This window comes from Streptomyces sp. NPDC051172 (assembly GCF_040682555.1).
GTDB lineage: Bacteria > Actinomycetota > Actinomycetes > Streptomycetales > Streptomycetaceae > Streptomyces.
Window position 1 is genome coordinate 1 of record NZ_JBFBBE010000025.1, and the last position, 17265, is coordinate 17265.

Annotated in this window: 16 protein-coding genes; 6 read left to right on the forward strand and 10 right to left on the reverse strand. The window is 71.6% G+C overall.

The genetic code is table 11. The annotated features are described in order from the left end of the window. Positions 1 to 87 precede the first annotated feature (87 nt). On the reverse strand, positions 88 to 2310 hold the full coding sequence (locus AB0N07_RS17430; protein ID WP_365835790.1) for a helix-hairpin-helix domain-containing protein: 2223 nt from the start codon (positions 2308 to 2310) through the stop codon (positions 88 to 90). Continuing rightward, on the reverse strand, positions 2307 to 3293 hold the full coding sequence (locus AB0N07_RS17435; protein WP_365835792.1) for an aldo/keto reductase: 987 nt from the start codon (positions 3291 to 3293) through the stop codon (positions 2307 to 2309). The genes AB0N07_RS17430 and AB0N07_RS17435 overlap by 4 nt, the downstream gene beginning before the upstream one ends. Positions 3294 to 3405: 112 nt before the next feature. Between AB0N07_RS17435 and AB0N07_RS17440 the strand changes: the two genes are divergently transcribed. Next, positions 3406 to 4461 (forward strand): LLM class F420-dependent oxidoreductase, encoded by a 1056-nt coding sequence (locus AB0N07_RS17440; RefSeq protein WP_365835794.1) that lies wholly within the window; start codon positions 3406 to 3408, stop codon positions 4459 to 4461. A gap of 223 nt (positions 4462 to 4684) precedes the next feature. Then, positions 4685 to 5473, forward strand: a complete 789-nt coding sequence (locus AB0N07_RS17445) for a ferritin-like domain-containing protein (RefSeq protein WP_365835796.1) — start codon at positions 4685 to 4687, stop codon at positions 5471 to 5473. Between the two features lies 1 nt (position 5474). Here AB0N07_RS17445 and corA read toward each other — a convergent pair whose 3' ends face one another. Next, the gene (gene corA / locus AB0N07_RS17450; RefSeq protein ID WP_365835798.1) at positions 5475 to 6473 is read right to left on the reverse strand and encodes a magnesium/cobalt transporter CorA; all 999 of its coding nucleotides are present in this window, start codon (positions 6471 to 6473) and stop codon (positions 5475 to 5477) included. A gap of 62 nt (positions 6474 to 6535) precedes the next feature. Between corA and AB0N07_RS17455 the strand changes: the two genes are divergently transcribed. From AB0N07_RS17455 to mshC, 4 genes are all read left to right on the forward strand, one after another. Further along, on the forward strand, positions 6536 to 7222 hold the full coding sequence (locus AB0N07_RS17455; RefSeq protein ID WP_365835800.1) for a histidine phosphatase family protein: 687 nt from the start codon (positions 6536 to 6538) through the stop codon (positions 7220 to 7222). Positions 7223 to 7334: 112 nt separating this feature from the next. Beyond that, positions 7335 to 7925, forward strand: coding sequence for a DUF3090 domain-containing protein (locus AB0N07_RS17460; RefSeq protein ID WP_365835802.1), 591 nt, complete (start codon positions 7335 to 7337; stop codon positions 7923 to 7925). Then, complete coding sequence (locus AB0N07_RS17465) at positions 7889 to 8719, forward strand: SCO1664 family protein (RefSeq protein WP_365835804.1); 831 nt, start codon at positions 7889 to 7891, stop codon at positions 8717 to 8719. Before AB0N07_RS17460 ends, AB0N07_RS17465 begins: the two co-directional genes overlap by 37 nt. A gap of 94 nt (positions 8720 to 8813) precedes the next feature. Continuing rightward, the gene (gene mshC / locus AB0N07_RS17470) at positions 8814 to 10043 is read left to right on the forward strand and encodes a cysteine--1-D-myo-inosityl 2-amino-2-deoxy-alpha-D-glucopyranoside ligase (RefSeq protein WP_365835806.1); all 1230 of its coding nucleotides are present in this window, start codon (positions 8814 to 8816) and stop codon (positions 10041 to 10043) included. A 168-nt stretch (positions 10044 to 10211) separates the two neighbouring features. Here the strand turns inward: mshC and AB0N07_RS17475 are convergent, their stop codons facing one another. The 7 genes from AB0N07_RS17475 to AB0N07_RS17505 all read right to left on the reverse strand — a co-directional run bounded on the left by AB0N07_RS17475 (position 10212) and on the right by AB0N07_RS17505 (position 17219). Then, on the reverse strand, positions 10212 to 10757 hold the full coding sequence (locus AB0N07_RS17475; RefSeq protein WP_365835808.1) for a hypothetical protein: 546 nt from the start codon (positions 10755 to 10757) through the stop codon (positions 10212 to 10214). Between the two features lie 34 nt (positions 10758 to 10791). After that, positions 10792 to 12513 (reverse strand): S8 family peptidase, encoded by a 1722-nt coding sequence (locus AB0N07_RS17480; RefSeq protein ID WP_365835810.1) that lies wholly within the window; start codon positions 12511 to 12513, stop codon positions 10792 to 10794. Positions 12514 to 12789: 276 nt separating this feature from the next. After that, positions 12790 to 13770 (reverse strand): PAC2 family protein, encoded by a 981-nt coding sequence (locus AB0N07_RS17485; protein ID WP_365835812.1) that lies wholly within the window; start codon positions 13768 to 13770, stop codon positions 12790 to 12792. Between the two features lie 161 nt (positions 13771 to 13931). Beyond that, a complete protein-coding gene (locus AB0N07_RS17490) occupies positions 13932 to 14603 on the reverse strand; it encodes a FadR/GntR family transcriptional regulator (RefSeq protein WP_344404324.1) in 672 nt (223 codons plus the stop codon). Positions 14604 to 14696: 93 nt separating this feature from the next. Continuing rightward, complete coding sequence (locus AB0N07_RS17495) at positions 14697 to 14873, reverse strand: hypothetical protein (RefSeq protein ID WP_365835815.1); 177 nt, start codon at positions 14871 to 14873, stop codon at positions 14697 to 14699. A gap of 1 nt (position 14874) precedes the next feature. Next, on the reverse strand, positions 14875 to 15444 hold the full coding sequence (locus AB0N07_RS17500; RefSeq protein WP_365835817.1) for an SMI1/KNR4 family protein: 570 nt from the start codon (positions 15442 to 15444) through the stop codon (positions 14875 to 14877). Positions 15445 to 15602: 158 nt separating this feature from the next. After that, positions 15603 to 17219 (reverse strand): glycerol-3-phosphate dehydrogenase/oxidase, encoded by a 1617-nt coding sequence (locus AB0N07_RS17505; RefSeq protein ID WP_365835819.1) that lies wholly within the window; start codon positions 17217 to 17219, stop codon positions 15603 to 15605. Positions 17220 to 17265: the final 46 nt, after the last annotated feature.

Genomic DNA, 17265 nt, shown 5'->3' on the forward strand with positions numbered 1-17265 from the left:
GGCCGTCAGCTTCGACTCCGCCGACCAACTGGCCTTGGTGATCGCCGAGTAGAGGCTGGAGCCGCCTCGTTCGGTAGGGCCCCTCGGTCAGCCGGCGTGCGGCACCTGGGTGCTGAGCAGCAGCGGCAGACGGGTCGTGCGGGGCTTTGCCGGGACCTCGGCCACGGCGCGGGGGAGTGCCTGGTCGACGCCGTGGACCACGGAGAGGTGGCGGTCCGCCCTGCCGAACGCCGTGTAGACCCATGGACGGCTGAGGGACTGCGCCGCGTCCCCGGGCAGCACCACGACCACCGCGGGCCACCGGTTGCCCACCGCCTGGTGCGCGGTCAGCGCCCACCCGTGCCGCACGGACTGCTCCACCCGCTCCTTCGGTACGACGACGGGGGCGCCCGCACACGAGAGATGCAGCCCGGCGGCGTCGGCCGTCACGACCTTGCCCGTTGTCGTACGGCCCGGTGCGGGGGAGTAGGCGATCCGGTCACCGGGGTCGAAGCCGCCGAAGCGGCCGGGGCCGGGGTTGAGGCGCTCCTTCAGCGCCGTGTTGAGCGCGCGGGTGCCTGCCGCGCCGCCGTGGCCCGGAGTGATCACCACGGTCTGCTCGGGCGGCACACCGATCGCCCGGGGCACCGAGTCGGCGACGAGCTGCACCGTCCGGTGCACCGCCTCGCCCGCGTCCCGCACCGGGACGATCACGACCTCCTTGTCGGGGGCCTCGACCTGATTGAGCTCACCGATGCCGACGCCGGAGACCAGCTCGCCCAGCGGGCCGAGGTCCGGTCGCCGCGAGGCGATCCGGGGGCAGACCCGCGCCGCCAGCAGATCGGCGAACACCCGCCCGGGCCCGGCCGACCACAACACCCCCGGATCCCCGGCCAGCACCAGCCGGGCACCGTCGGGCAGCGACTCGACGAGCAGGGCCCCCGTCTCGACGTCCAGTTGGGGCGCGTCGAGCGCAACGAGAAGATCCAGATCCAACGCCCCGTCCGCATCCCGCCCGGGCCCCTCGTCACCGGAGAGCAGCCCGGAGACGGTGGCGACGCCGGGGCCTTCCGGTGTCCCGCTGCTGGTCACGGTGGGCTCCGCCGCGGCGCCACTCGCCGCGCTGCCGCCCGGCACCGAGCCGCTCGCTCCGGCGCGGCCCTGCACGGTCCCGACGGGGCGCCCCGCGCACAGCGCTGCGAAGCGGTCGCGGCCCAGTGGGCTGTGTGTGGCCGCCCAGGCGCGCAGGCCGAGGGCGGTGGCTGTCTGCAGCAGTGCTGCCGGTTCGGTCAGGGAGGCCTCGCCGCCGGTGTGCAGGACCAGGCCGTGGCCCGCGACCGCGCGGACGAGTTCGGCGGTGGAGTCCGGTGCGGAGGAGGCGGCGTCCTCCCAGGTCTCGGCCGAACCCCCCTCCTTCGGCACCGAGTTGATCAGGCGGGCCAGTCCGTCGGCGAGGCTCTCCTCCGCGAGGGCGTACCGCTCGAGGCCGACCAGGATCCGTACCGGACGCTCCTCGGCCTCCTCGGCCGTCTCCGGTGCCGGAGCGGTCGGGTCGAGGGCGTCCTGGAAGACCAGGGCCTCGCCCTCCGCGACAGCGCTCTGCACGGCCGCGTCGGCGTCGGGCACGCCCCGCTGGGTCAGCGCCGCGGTGAGCGCAGGCATCTCCAGCGCCGTGTGCCCGGCGAGGGCCGCCTGCTCCAGCAGCCACCCCGTCAGCGCCCGGCCCCGCCGCTCGTCGTCCGGACCGCACTCCGCGCCGAGCAGCGCCCGCGCGAAGCCGTCGGCCTGCTCGGGCCGTACACCGCCGACGCGCAACAGCAGCCAGGGGTCCTCCCGCAGAACGTCCTCCGCGCCCTCGCCGAGAGCGGCGGCGACCTGCGGTGCGAGCGAGTCCGGTGCGCCGCCGTCGCTCAGCACGCGCCGTACCGCGTCGACGGCCTCCGGCGCGGTAGCAGCGGGCGCGGCCGCGGGCGTCGGCTGCGGCCGCGGTGCGGGCTCGGGGGCGGGACGGCGCGGAGCGGGCTCGCTGAACACGGTGTCCAGCGGCTTCGCGCCGCTCTCCACGGCACGGACGGCGGCCAGCAGATCGGCGGCCTTCCCGCTGAGCTTCGCGCCGCTCTCGACCGGCCCCGTCTTCTCGGCCTTGCGCCGCTCGATCCGCTCCCGCTCCCGCTGCTGAGCCGCCAGCTCGGCCTCGGCTTCGGACAGTTGAGCGGCGGACTCGCCGTCACCGTCCGCCGCGGTCACGCCCTCGCCGCTCTGCCCCGCGGCGTCCGGCGTCCCCGGCTCGGCGTTCTCTGCGTCCTCGGTGGGCTCGGGCTCCGTGCTCACAGCGTGCTCCAGTCGTGATCGGGATAGCGGTGCACGGGCGCCGACACGTCGTCGAGCGCCCGGCAGATCTCGTCAGGAAGACTAAGGGCCTCCACTGACAATGCCGCCGTGAGCTGCTGGGAGTTGCGCGCGCCGACGATGGGCGCGGCCACGCCGGGTCGGTCGCGGATCCACGCGAGGGCGACCTGGAGGGGAGTCACCGCGAGCCCGTCCGCCGCGGTCTGCACGGCGTCCACGATGCGGCTCGCCGTGTCGTCGAGGTACGGCGCGACGAAGGGCGCCAGGTGCTCGGAGGCGGCGCGCGAGTCGGACGGCACGGCCTCGCCGCGGTACTTGCCCGTCAGGACCCCGCGGCCCAGCGGCGAGGACGGCAGCAGGCCGATGCCCAGGTCCAGCGCGGCCGGCAGCACCTCGCGCTCGACGCCGCGCTGCAGCAGCGAGTACTCCATCTGCGTGCCCGCCAGCCGGGTCCGCAGCCCGGGAGCCGCCAACTGCCACGTCGCCGCCTTGGCGAGCTGCCAGCCGCAGAAGTTGGAGACGCCGGCATAGCGCGCCCGGCCGCTGCTGACCGCAAGGTCGAGGGCCTGGAGGGTCTCCTCCAGCGGGGTGTGCGGGTCGAAGGCGTGGATGTGCCAGACGTCGACGTAGTCCGTGCCGAGCCGGGCCAGCGAGGCATCCAGCGCGGAGAGCAGGTGCCCGCGCGAGCCGTCGACCCGGCGGTCCGGGTCCGGCACACTGCCCGCCTTGGTCGAGATCACCAGGTCCCGGCGCGGAACCAGGCCTTCTATGAGGCGTCCGAGCAGGTATTCGGCCTCCCCGTCGCCGTACACGTCCGCCGTGTCGACCAGGCTCCCGCCCGCCTCCCAGAACGTCTTCAAGAGGTCCGCGGCATCGTGCTCGTCGGTGTCCCTGCCCCAGGTGAGCGTGCCGAGTCCGATGCGGGACACGCGAAGGCCGGTCCGGCCGAGGTACCTCTGCTCCATGAACGCCGAGATTACTGGCCCGGCCCTTCGGCGTGGGGGCCTGTGGACAACCAGTTTCCGCACGCTAGGGTCTGGCCGACAGGGACGTTACTGATCGGTAAGGGGTATCGGCATGCAGCTCGGCATCAACCTCGGCTACTGGGGTGCCGGAATGGACGCGGACAACCTGGAGGTCGCGAAGGAGGCCGACCGGCTCGGGTACGCCGTGTGCTGGGCCGCCGAGGCCTACGGGTCGGACGCGGCCACCGTGCTCAGCTGGGTCGCCGCCCAGACCGAGCGCATCGACGTAGGGTCGGCCATCTTCCAGATCCCGGCCCGCCAGCCCGCGATGACCGCGATGACCGCCGCCACCCTCGACTCGCTCTCCGGCGGCCGCTTCCGCCTCGGCCTCGGCGTCTCAGGACCGCAGGTCTCCGAGGGCTGGTACGGAGTCAAGTTCGACAAGCCGCTGGCACGCACGCGTGAGTACGTCGAGATCGTGCGCAAGGCGATGACGCGCGAGCGGCTGTCGTTCGAGGGCGAGCACTGGACGCTGCCGCTGCCCGGCGGCCCGGGCAAGCCGCTCAAGCTGACCGTGCACCCCGAGCGCGAGCACATCCCGCTGTACATCGCCGCGATCGGTCCGAAGAACCTCGAGCAGACCGGTGAGATCGCCGACGGCGCCCTGCTGATCTTCCCCTCGGCCGAGCACCTCGAGGACACCACGATCAAACACCTGCGCGCCGGGCGGGAGAAGGCGGGCAAGACCCTCGACGGCTTCGACGTCTGCCCGACGCTCCCGCTGTCCGTCGGCGAGGACAAGGACGTGGCCACCCTCGCGGACGCGTTCCGTCCCTACACCGCGCTGTACGTCGGCGGCATGGGCAGCGCCAAGCAGAACTTCTACAACCAGCTGGCCCAGCGCATGGGGTTCGAGGCGGCGGCCGCCGAGGTCCAGGAGAAGTACCTCTCCGGCGACAAGCAGGGCGCCGCGGCCGCGATCCCGCACGACCTGATCGACAAGACGGCGCTGCTCGGTTCCGTGGACCGCATCGCGGACCGGATGAAGGAGTACGCGGCGGCCGGGGTCACCACCCTGAGTCTCAACCCGGCCGGCTTCACGCTGGAGGAGCGGGTCGCCTCGCTCCGCGCCGGCACCGAGGCCCTGGAGCGCGCCGGACTGGCGTGACGCTCGCTCCGGGGCGGCGGGGAGAGGTTTCTGCGGCCGTGGTGGGGGCTCGGGGGTCTTCCCCGCCACGGCCGTCACGGAGAACAACGCGCCCGGCCGCGCGCGGTTACGCCTTTGATGTGACCCCTTGGATCCTCCTTTTGGCCGAGTTGTCCGACACAGCTGTTGCAGCACCTCCAGCGCCGCATTTGACTCGTTCGAGACCGGCAGAGAGGTGCCCGCGATGCTTTCGGCCAGGAGTCTTTTCCAGGAGATCCTCGACGACGACGCCTCGTTCGCCCTGTTCTGCTCCATCGCGGCCGGCGGCGAGTCCCAGGGCGGCTGGGAGAACGGCCGGATCGCCGCGCTGGTCCCCGATAGCCAACGCGCCCTCGCCCCCAAGATCACCCGGCACGGCGCCGACGAGGACAAGCACGGGCGGATCTTCAACGCCCTGATGAAGAAGCGCGGTCTCCAACCCGTCCCCGTACCGCCCGAGACCGACTACACGATGCTCCTGGAGAAGAACGGCATCGGTCTCCCCCACGACAGGCTCAGGAGCGACGAACGGCTCACCGTGCAGGACATCGTGACCTACCTCTCCCACAGCCGGGTCACCGAGCAGCGCGCCTCCGAGCAGATGGAACTGCTGCGCCGGCACTTCGCCGACCACCCCGACATCGGCCGCGCGGTGCGGATGATCTCCGACGACGAGGACAACCACCTGGCCTACTGCCACGAGGAGTTGCTGCGCTTCGCGTACGCCGGACACGGCCGCGCCATCCAGCGCATGTTGCGGGAGTGCGCGCTCGCGGAGATCCGCGTCTACCGGGACGTCAGCCTCGCGGTGATGGGCCACATGGGGCGCATCCTCGGCTGGCCGCGGGCCAAGTCGGCGCTGCTCGCCGCCGGTATCCACGCCGTCTACGCCTACGAGCGGATCGCCGGCTGGCGGCGGATGGTGAGCCTGCGGATGCCCGAGCGGCGCGACGCACTGGGCGGACCCGCCACGAGGGCACCCGAGTTCGCCTGAGCTACAGCCAGCCCCGGTGCTTGAAGAGGCGGTACAGCAGCACCTCCAGGCCGGCCATCAGCAGGATCACCGCCGGGTACGACACACTCCAGTGCAGCTCCGGCATGTGGTCGAAGTTCATGCCGTAGATCCCGGCGATCATCGTGGGGACCGCCGCCATGGCAGCCCACGCGGAGATCTTCCGCATGTCGTCGTTCTGCCGCACGCTCATCTGCGCGAGATGCGCCGACAGCACGTCGGAGACCAGCCGGTCCAGGCCCTCCACGGACTCGTTCACACGCGTCAGGTGGTCGCTCACGTCCCGGAAGAAGGGCTGCGCCTTCTCGTGTACGAAGGGCACCCGGGCGCTGAAGACGCCCCCGCCCGCCAGCCTGGCCAGCGGCTGCGCCAGCGGGCCCGTGGCCCTGCGGAACTCCAGGATCTGCCGTTTGAAGGCGTAGATGCGGGACGCCGTGTGCCGCGAGCCCCCGCCGGTCGGCGAGAACACCTCCGTCTCCAGCTCCTCCAGGTCGGTGCCCAGCTCGTCGGCCACCTCCACGTAGTGGTCGACCACGGCGTCGGCGATGGAGTACAGCACCGCGGTGGGACCGTGCCGGAGCATTTCGGGCTCCTCCTCCAGCCGGTGCCGCACGGCCGCGAGCGGCGCCTCCTCGCCGTGCCGCACCGTCACCACGAACGAGTCGCCGATGAAGACCATGACCTCCCCGGAGGTGACGATGTCGCTCTTCGCCTCGTACCCGACCGGCTTGAGGACCATGAACAGCGAGTCGTCGTACACCTCCAGCTTGGGCCGCTGATGCGCGTTCAGGGCGTCCTCGACGGCCAGCGGGTGCAGCCCGAACTCCTCCGAGACCCGCTCGAACTCCTTCTCCGTCGGCTCGTACAGGCCGATCCAGACGAAGGCGTCGCGCCCCCGACGGCACTGCGCCAGCGCGTGCGAGAAGTCCGCGGGCCCCTCCGTCCGGCGCCCGTCCCGGTAGATGGCGCAGTCGACGATCACGGAGCGTATTCTCCCGCCCCGGGCCCGCCGATGCACCCCGGCGTATGCCTACTCTTGGCCGCATGCCCACGCTGATCCTGGTCCGGCACGGACGTTCCACCGCCAACACCGAGGGGGTGCTCGCCGGCTGGACGCCCGGTGTCGCCCTCGACGAGCGCGGCGCCGCGCAGGCCGCCGCCCTGCCCGGCAGGCTCGCCGGGCTGCCGATCGCCGAGGTCGTCAGCAGCCCGCTGCAGCGCTGCCAGGAGACCATCCGGCCGCTTCTCGACGCCCGCCCCGAGCTCACCGCGCACACCGACGAGCGGATCGGGGAGGCCCACTACGGCGACTGGTCCGGCCGCAAGCTCGCCGAACTCAAGGACGAGCCGCTGATGGAGGTCGTGCAGGCGCACCCGTCGGCCGCCGCGTTCCCCGGCGGCGAATCGATGCGTGCGATGCAGACCCGCGCCGCCGAAGCCGTACGAGAATGGAACGCGCGCGTGGAGCGCGACCACGGCGCCGACGCCGTCTACCTGATGTGTTCGCACGGCGACATCATCAAGTCGCTCGTCGCGGAGGCACTCGGACTTCATCTCGACCTTTTCCAGAGGATTTCCGTTGAACCGTGTTCCATCACCGCGATCCGTTACACACGTCTGAGGGCGTTTCTCGTACGGCTCGGTGACACCGGCGATTTCGCGTCGCTGGCGCCGCGCGAGGAACCCCCGGCCGGCGACGCCACGGTCGGGGGCGGTGCGGGCGCACCGTGATCGTCGGGCGCAGTAGGGTGAAGCGGTCGCAGTAGCGCCGCACCCCGTCCGCACCAGCAGGCCGTGCGGTCATCCGGTCCGATGTCGATCCACGAATTCCAGGAGACAGGACGTGTCCCGTCAGGTGTTCCTCTACGACCCCCCGGACCGCTTCGTGGCCGGTACGGTCGGTATGCCCGGACGCCGTACGTTCTTCCTCCAGGCCACCGAGGGTCCCCGCGTGACCAGCGTGGCCCTGGAGAAGACCCAGGTCGCCGCCCTTGCCGAACGCATGGACGAACTGCTCGACGAGGTCGTACGGCGCAGTGGCGGCAGCGCCGCCGTCCCGGCCGTGGCCTCCACCGAGATCTCCGACACCGATCCGCTGCACACGCCCGTCGAGGAGGAGTTCCGCGTCGGCACCATGGCCCTTGCCTGGGACGGCGAGGAACAGCGCATGATCGTCGAGGCGCAGGCCCTCGTGGAGCTCGACGCCGACTCCGAGGAGGACCTCGCCGAGGCGGAGGAACGTCTCCTCCAGGACGAGGAGAACGGGCCCCCGATGCTGCGGGTCCGGCTGACCGGCGCGCAGGCCCGGGCCTTCGCCAAGCGCGCCCTCGACGTCGTCAACGCCGGGCGGCCGCCGTGCCCACTGTGCAGCCTCCCGCTCGACCCGGAAGGACACGTATGTCCGCGCCAGAACGGATACCGCCGCGGAGCGTGACGAGCGACGAGCCGCTCGCCGACCTGCTCACCCACGGCGAGCTCACCGTGCGCGGCCGGATCCGCGAGGCGTCCAACGCGGCGCTGTACTGCACGATCTCCCACGAGGGCCGGGAAGCGGCCTGCATCTACAAGCCCGTGGCCGGCGAGCGGCCGCTGTGGGACTTCCCCGACGGCAACCTCGCCCGGCGCGAGGCGGCCGCCTACGAGGTCTCCGAGGCGACCGGCTGGGGCCTCGTCCCGCCCACCGTGCTGCGGGAGGGGCCGTACGGCGAGGGGATGGTCCAGCTGTGGATCGAGGTGAGCCCCGAGGCCGAGCTGCTCGCCCTGGTCGACGGTGAGGAGCCGGAGCCGGGCTGGAAGGCGATCGGCTTCGCCGAGGTCGGCGAAGGCAAGACGGCATTGCTGGTGCACGCCGACGACGAGCGGCTGCGCCGGCTCGCCGTGCTCGACGCCGTGATCAACAACGCGGACCGCAAGGGCGGCCATCTGCTGCCCACGGCCGACGGCCGGTTGTACGCGATCGACCACGGCGTGACCTTCAACACCGAGAACAAGCTCAGGACGCTGCTGTGGGGGTGGGCGGGGGAGCCGCTGGACCCGGAGGCGGTCGACGTCCTCAAGACCCTCCAGGAGGCCCTGGCCGCGCAAGGAGCGCTGGCCACGCGGCTGGCGGCCCTGATCACGGAGGCCGAACTCGACGCCACGCGCGCGCGTGTCGCCGTACTCCTGGAGACGGGGAAGCACCCTGAGCCGAGCGGCGAGTGGCCTGCGATTCCCTGGCCGCCCGTGTAGAAGCAGATGGGCGGGTATCACGCAAGAGCGCCTTACCGGCCATCCGGCCCGGTCCGGTTCGTATACGGAACTTCCGTCCGGTTAGGCTCATGACATGCATGCCTGGCCCGCTTCCGAGGTCCCCGCCCTGCCTGGTCAGGGCCGCGACCTGAGGATCCACGACACCGCGACCGGCGGTCCGGTCTCCCTCGACCCCGGTCCCGTCGCCCGTATCTACGTCTGCGGCATCACGCCGTACGACGCGACCCACATGGGTCACGCGGCGACCTACAACGCGTTCGACCTCGTTCAGCGCGTGTGGCTCGACACCAAGCGGCAGGTTCAGTACGTCCAGAACGTCACCGACGTGGACGATCCGCTGCTGGAGCGGGCGCACCGTGACGGCATCGACTGGGTCGCCCTCGCCGAGCAGGAGACGGCCCTGTTCCGCGAGGACATGACCGCCCTGCGGATGCTGCCGCCGCAGCACTACATAGGTGCGGTCGAGGCGATACCCGGCATCGTGCCGCTCGTCGAGCGGCTGCGGGACGCGGGCGCCGCCTACGAACTCGACGGCGACATCTACTTCTCCGTGGAGTCCGACCCCAACTTCGGCAAGGTGTCGGGCCTGGACACGGCGGCCATGCGGCTGCTGTCCGCCGAGCGCGGCGGCGACCCGGACCGGCCGGGCAAGAAGAACCCCCTCGACCCGATGCTGTGGATGGCCGCCCGCGAGGGCGAGCCCAGCTGGGACGGCGCCTCCCTCGGGCGCGGTCGCCCCGGCTGGCACATCGAGTGCGTCGCCATCGCCCTGGACCACCTCGGCATGACCTTCGACGTCCAGGGCGGCGGCTCCGACCTCGCCTTCCCGCACCACGAGATGGGTGCCTCGCACGCCCAGGTGCTGACCGGCGAGTTCCCCATGGCCAAGGCGTACGTCCACGCCGGGATGGTCGCCCTCGACGGCGAGAAGATGTCCAAGTCCAAGGGCAACCTGGTCTTCGTCTCCAAGCTGCGCCGCGACGGGGTGGACCCGGCCGCGATCCGGCTGGCGCTGCTCGCCCACCACTACCGCTCCGACTGGGAGTGGACCGACCAGGTCCTCGAGGACGCCGTGGCCCGGCTGGGGCGCTGGCGCGCCGCCGTCTCCCGGCCGGACGGACCGCCCGCCGAGGCTCTGGTCGAGGAGATCCGCGAGGCCCTCGCGAACGACCTGGACGCCCCCGCCGCGCTCGCCGCGGTCGACCGCTGGGCCGCCCTGCAGGGCGCCGAGGGCGGTACGGACATCGGTGCACCCGGTGTCGTGTCGCGGGCGGTGGACGCTCTGCTGGGCGTGGCCCTGTAGCCGCAGCCGGCACGGCACGGGAAAGGGGCGCTTCCTCCGTGGAGGAAGCGCCCCTCGTGTTGCTCGGGTCTGCTGCGCGATGTTGGCGCGCCGGCTACGTCGCTCGGCCTGTTTTTCTGCCGGGGGTCCGGGGGTTGTCCCCCGGGAAGACGCAGTACCCGGTGTGGATCAGATCCTGCGGATCTGGATGCTGCGCAGGACCTGCGGTGAGCCGGAGTCCCAGATGCCGACCACCTGGTGGCCGAACGCGAAGGCCTCCTGGACCTGGTCGTGGGTCTGGGCGTTCGGGTTGGCGAAGATCCTCAGCTGGCCGTTGATGCGCAGTGCGATGAGGCTGGGCTGCCCGGGCAGCGGCTGGACGACGTCGATGTAGCCGTCCGCGATGCCGGCCTGCAGCACCTGCTGCTGGACCTGCTGCTGAACGTGCTGCACGGCGACCTGGGCGATCTGGTGGAGCTGCTGCTGCACCTGCTGCTCGTGCTGTTGTTGCTGCTGACCGTAGCCCTGGTGCTGGCCGAGCTGCTGCAGCAGCTGCTGGAAGGGCTGCTGCTGGCCGAGCTGCTGGAGCTGCTCCAGCGAGCCCATGCCCATCCCCATACCCATGGGCTGCTGCTGTCCGAACGGCTGCTGCTGGTACTGCTGGTAGGGCGACGTGCTCGGGAACTGCTGGCCCTGCTGTTGTCCCAGTTGGCTCATCTGCGGGGTGGTGCTCATGCGGTTGTCACCTTCCCTTGATGGTTGGGATTCGTCAGCCCGTGACGACCAGGCCGACGATCTCGTCGTCCGAGAACCACACTCGGACGTCGGGCCGTCCCCCCGCGAAGGCGGAGTGCACCGCCTGGCGGATCTCCGGGGACGGGTGGTTCAGGTTCCGCCAGGCTCCGGCCACGAACAGCCTCAGCCGGGGCGGGAGTTCACGGGGGTAGGGCAGCAGCTCGTCCCAGTACCGTTCGGCCTGGCCCGAGCCGACCGCCTCCGGCAGCAGATGGGTGACCGCCGCCTTGATGTCGGGCCGGTTGCCGATCCGCTGGGAGGCGGGCCGGCCCGGCGCGTCCTGCTGCGGGGAGCCCGTGGCCCGCAGCACGTCACGCGCACGCTCCGGGGACATCGGCTGCTGGCCGGCCGCCTTGAGCATGCCCTGCAGTGCGGCCAGGGCGCCGACCACCACGGGGGAGGCGGAGGAGGTCCCGGAGAACGTGTCCGTGTACCAGGCGATCTCCTCGGGGCCGCCCTGCAGATCTCCGGGCTTGTCCCAGAAACCGCCGGTGGTCGTCACCTCGCGGCCCCAGCCCTGGGCGTCCAACCGGGCGCCGTAGTTGGAGAACGCGAGCCGGGAGCGGTCCGGGCCGTGGTCGCGGCCGTGCGTGCCGGGCGGCGGTGCGCCCGCACCGACCAGGACGGCACCGGAGGACTGGTTGGAGGGATTGAACGGGTTGCGCCACCACTCGGGGAAGTCGTCCGGGCGGCGCTCGTAGACCGCGTCGTCCAGCGACTCGCCGCCGTTGCCGGCCGCTTCGACGACGAGGACGCCCTTGGCGGTGGCGTACCGGATGGCCGCGTAGTCGTCCGGCCACCACTCCAGAGCGACATAGCCGCGCTGGTCGTCGCGCTCGGCGTACTCGAACCGCGGTCCGGGGCGGTGCAGTTCGACCAGTACGACGTCGCCGGGGCCGAGCCGGTCGGCGGCCGCGTGGATCGCGGCCGCCGTGCCGATGCCCTGGAAGGACGCGGCCGCGGTCACCGCCTCGGGCACGATGCCGTTGACGCCGTACTCATTGCGGTCGCCGCCGATCACGCCGATCACGGCGGTGCCGTGGTTGCGCCAGGCGAGGTCGGTCAGCGGGGTGCCGACCACGACGCCGGCCAGCTTGGCGGCCAGGTCCTCATGGCCCAACTGCCAGGCGCCCTCGACGTCGACGACCGTCACCCCCTGACCCGACCCACCGGGGCGCTGCCATGCCCAGTGGGCGTCTATCCCCTCCGGCGCGGGGCGCAGATAGCCCTGCCGGCTGCTGAAGTCGGGGGTGACGGGTGCACCCTCCTTCAGTCGACCGCTCTCCTGCGCCAGGGACGCCGGTACGGCTCCGGGCTTGATGTAGGCCGTCTCGATGCCCGGCAGCGCGGCGATCCGCGAGCGCAGCTCCTCCGCCCGGCTCCCGCCGCCGCGCACCCGGTAGAACATCGCGAGGTCGGGCACGTTGCCCTCGCTCGGCGCGGCGGACTGCTGGAGCCGCTCCTCGCTGCCGAACAGCGGCTCCAGGGCCAGCTGTTCATCGCCGAGGAACATGTTGAGAGCGGAGACGTCGGCTCCCGCGGCCGAGCGGACACCCTCGGCCTGGGCGCGCAGCCGGGCCTCGGGACGGGCTACGACGATCAGTTCCCGCTCGGCTCCTCGATAGGTGAACCCCGCTCCGTCGGGCCCCGGCCCGGACGTTCCCGGCCCTTGCGCCGGCTGTACCTGGTCGCTCATCGGTACCGCTCCCTTCGGTCCGTGCGGGTGCGCCATCGGTGCACAACCAAGCACGGTCTCGGCGAGGCGTCCAGACCGTATTCACCAACTCGGTTTGAAAACAAGTTGAATTGGGTACCGTGTGCAATCCGTCCTGAAACAGAGGTCACGTAGCAAACCGGCCAAAGACTGCAGAGTTGTCAGTCATCGGACGGGGCGACAGCCATGGCACGGCGCCACCGAACGCAAAGAGGGCGGTGCGCAAGCTGCGCACCGCCCTCAACCCGGTCCACCCGGCTAGTCCTCCGACGACTCCTCGTCGTCCGGACCCGGCTTCGGTGGCTTAGGCGGCTTCGTACGACCGCTGGGGTTGTCCCGCAGATACGTCGTGCTGTCGCTGCCGTCCGCGGTCGCGTGTCCGCCGCTCGACGGGCCTGAGCCGTCCCGGCGCCGCAGATAGCGCTCGAACTCCCGGGCGATCGCCTCGCCGGACGCCTCCGGCAGCTCCGCGGTGTCCCGGGCTTCCTCCAGCGTCTGCACGTACTCCGCGACCTCGCTGTCCTCGGCGGCCAGCTGGTCCACGCCGACCTGCCAGGCGCGCGCGTCCTCGGGCAGTTCACCCAGCGGGATGCGCACGTCGATCAGGTCCTCCAGGCGGTTGAGCAGGGCCAGCGTCGCCTTCGGGTTCGGCGGCTGCGACACGTAGTGCGGCACGGCCGCCCACAGCGACACCGCCGGCACGCCCGCATGCGTACAGGCCTCCTGCAGCACACCGACGATGCCCGTCGGGCCCTCGTACTTGGTCTCCTCCAGGTCCATGCGCTGCGCCAGGTCCGCGTCGGACGTGGTGCCGCTGATGGGGACCGGCCGGGTGTGCGGGGTGTCGCCCAGCAGGGCGCCCAGCACCACCACCAGCTCCACACCCAGTTCGTGCGCGAAGCCCAGCAGCTCGTTGCAGAACGAGCGCCACCGCATCGACGGTTCGATACCTCGGACGAGTACGAGATCGCGCGGCTTCTCGCCGCCGACGCGGACCACCGACAACCTTGTGGTGGGCCACGTGATCTTGCGCACGCCCGCATCCATCCACACCGTGGGGCGGTTCACCTGGAAGTCGTAGTAGTCCTCGGCGTCCAGCGCCGCGAACACCTCACCCTTCCACTCCCTGTCCAGATGCGCGACCGCGGTGGAGGCGGCGTCGCCGGCATCGTTCCAGCCCTCGAACGCGGCCACCATGACCGGGTCGATCAGCTCGGGAACCCCCTCGAGCTCGATCACCCAGGCCTCCTTCCGACGTGCCCTCGCTTGACCACACAACCTTACGGCGTTCCGCGGGGGCGCCCGCAGCCCCCTTGCACGGGGGAGTGAACGGATCACTGCCCCGTCCGGGGCCCTCGAACACCCATGATCGCCAGTGCGGGCCCCGCGCCTGAAGCCGCTCAGAGCGTCGAGCGAAGCCACTGCTCCACGCTCGCGATGTGCACGGTCGCCCAGGACCGCGCGGCCTCCGCGTCCCGGTCGCGCAGCGCGGCCAGGATCGCGCGGTGCTCGTGCAGGGTGCGGCTGACCGCGTCCTCCTGGGTCAGACCGCGCCAGATGCGGGCCCGGGTGGTCGGCCCCGACAGGCCGTCCAGCAGCGAGCAGAGCACCGAGTTGCCGGAACTCTGCACGATGCCCCGGTGGAAGTCGAGGTCGCAGGCGACCAGCTCCTCCACCGACGGGGTGTCCCCGAGCTTCTCCAACTGGGCAGACAGTGCGTCCAGTTGCTGCTCGCTGATCCTGGACGCGGCCATCGCCGTGGCGGCCGGCTCCAGGATGCGGCGCACCGCCAGGAACTCGAGCACCGTGTCGTCGCGGTGGAAGTCGACGACGAAGCTCAGCGCCTCCAGCAGCAGCTGCGGATCGAGGCTGGTCACATAGGTGCCGTCGCCCTGCCGCACGTCCAGGATCCTGATCAGCGACAGGGCCCGCACGGCCTCCCGCAGGGAGTTGCGGGACAGCCCCAACTCGGCGGCCAGTTCGCTCTCCTTGGGCAGCCGGTCGCCGGGGCGCAGCGCGCCGGAGACGATCATTCCCTTGATCTTCTCGATCGCCTCGTCGGTGACTGCCATGGGCGGCCTCCCTGTCGTTCAGCACTGTCGTTCAGACATCCGATGTATCAGGTCATTATGGCGGTTCAGTGGGCTGAACGGGGTGCCGAATGCTCAGCTCGCGGCGAGAATCTCCAGGTCGGCGAGGACGGCGCCCTCGTCGAGGGGCCTCAGGTCACGGTCCCGCATCTGCAGCCGCCCGTCCACGACGGTGTCCCGTACGTCCGCCCGCCTCCAGGAACCCAGCCGGTGGGCGAGCGCCGGCGCCCGCCCCCTCGACCGTCTCGCCACCTCACCGGGCCGACGGGCCGTCGAACCACTCCTTGCCGGCCGCCCAGTGCCTCACCCAGCCGGCAAAGCCGGGCTCGGAGGTCGTGAAGCCGAACTCCGAGCCGAACGGCATCGCGCCCGCATCGGTGACGTGCCATATGTGCCCGCGGTGAGGGCCGCTGACGACGAGATGCCAGTTCATCGCGCACCCGTCGGTACCCAGCACGACCGACCCGTGGTCGAGGACACGCCTGATGGCGGCCTCGGGGTCCTCGTACGGTCCGTCATCCTCCTCCCAGAGCCATGCCGCCGTAAGCGGGAACGGCTCGCCCAGCTTCCGGCCCGCCCCGTCGTCCCCCCAGTCCTCGGGCAGGTCGGCCAGCGCCAGAAGCCCGTACTCCGGCGGTCCCTGGAACGATCCGTCGGACACCTCCGCCACGAACGTCCGGTACGGCTCCGGCAGCACCACCCCGTGCTGCGCCTCGAAGGCGCGCACCGCCTGCCAGCCGAGCGCCGACTCCCCGCCGCTGCCCACGCCGAACGCCGCACGGAGCGTGGCGAGCTCCCCGGCACCGGCCTGATCACCGTTCATGCGCCCATGAAAACACCCGCCACCGACAACGCCGGGCGCACGCGAAAAGGGCGGCTCCGTCGGCGCGGAGTCGCCCCTCTCGCGGATCCGGCCCCCTAGGGGAGAGGGACCGGTCCCCGATCGTGCCGGCCCTGGTCAGGGAAGGGGCCGACGCGAGGTCACTTCTTGTCGAGCAGGTCCTGGACCTTGGCGCGGACGTCGTCCGTGGCGAGGCCCCGGATCGTCAGCGTCGTACGACGGCGCAGCACGTCGTCCGCCGTCTCGGCCCACTCGTTGTCCCGGGCGTAGACCACCTGCGCCCAGATCTCCGGAGCGTCGGGGTGGACACGCTCGCCCAGCTCCGGGTTCTCGTTGGCGAGGCGGGCGATGTCGAAGGACAGCGAACCGTAGTGCGTGGCCAGGTGCTTGGCGGTGTCGGCGGCCATACGCGGACCGGGCGCCGGGTTGTCGACCAGCAGCCGGTGGGCGACCGCACGCGGGTTGGCGACACCCGGCAGCGGCAGCTTCTTCGGCAGCGAGGAGATGGGCTCGAAGTCGTCACCCAGCGGAGCGCCCGGCAGCGCCTCCAGCTTCTGCATCACCGTACGGCCGATGTGCCGGAAGGTCGTCCACTTGCCGCCCGCGACGGACAGCATCCCGCCGCGGCCCTCCGTGACCACCGTCTCGCGCTTGGCCTTCGCCGTGTCGCCGGGGCCGCCGGGCAGCACCCGCAGACCGGCGAAGGAGTACGTGATCAGGTCACGGCTGAGCTGCTGGTCCCGGACGGAGAACGCGGCCTCGTCCAGGATCTGGGATATGTCCTTCTCGGTGACCGAGACGTCCGCCGGGTCACCCTCGAACTCCTCGTCGGTCGTGCCGAGAAGCAGCATGTCCTCCCAGGGGAGGGCGAAGGTGATGCGGTACTTGTCGATGGGGGTGGCGAGCGCGGCCTTCCACGGGGAGGTGCGCTTCAGGACCAGATGCGCGCCCTTCGACAGCCGGATCGACGGCGCGGCATTCGGGTCCTCCATACGGCGCAGGTGGTCGACCCACGGGCCGGTCGCGTTCAGCACCAGACGGGCGTTGAGGCCGAACTCGTCACCCGTCGTACGGTCCTTCAGGTCCGCGCCGGTCACCCGGCCCCTGGTGAACCGGAGGCCGGTCACCTCGGCGTGGTTGAGGACGACCGCGCCCGCCTCGACGGCCGCGCGGACCGTCATCAGCGCCATGCGCGCGTCGTTCATCTGGTCGTCGCCGTAGACGGCGACGGCCTTGAGGTTCTCGGTGCGCAGCTCGGGCACGTCCTGCGCCGCCTTCGCGGGGGACAGGAGGTGGCCGACGCCGTCACCGAACGCGGAGAGCGCGGAGTAGGCGAAGACGCCCGCCCCGAGCTTCGCAGCGCCGTGCGGCCCGCCCTTGTACACGGGGAGGTAGAACGTGAGCGGGTTCGCCAGGTGGGGGGCCACCTGACGAGACACCGCACGGCGCTCGAAGTGGTTCTCCGCCACCAGCTTCACCGCGCCGGTCTGCAGATAGCGCAGACCGCCGTGGAGCAGCTTGGAGGAGGCGGAAGAGGTGGCGCCGGCGAAGTCGCCGGCGTCGACCAGCGCCACCCTGAGGCCGGACTGCGCGGCGTGCCAGGCGGTGGAGATGCCCAGGATGCCGCCGCCGATCACGAGGAGGTCGTACGACGCCTTGGCGAGCTGCTCCCGGGTCTCGGCGCGGCTCGGGTTGGAGCCGGAGGCCGGGCGCGTACCCAGGGCAGGCACGGACTGCAGGGTGGACTGACTGGTCATTTCGGGTTCTTACTCCTCATCAGAGCTTTCGAGGGCCTTTGCGGAG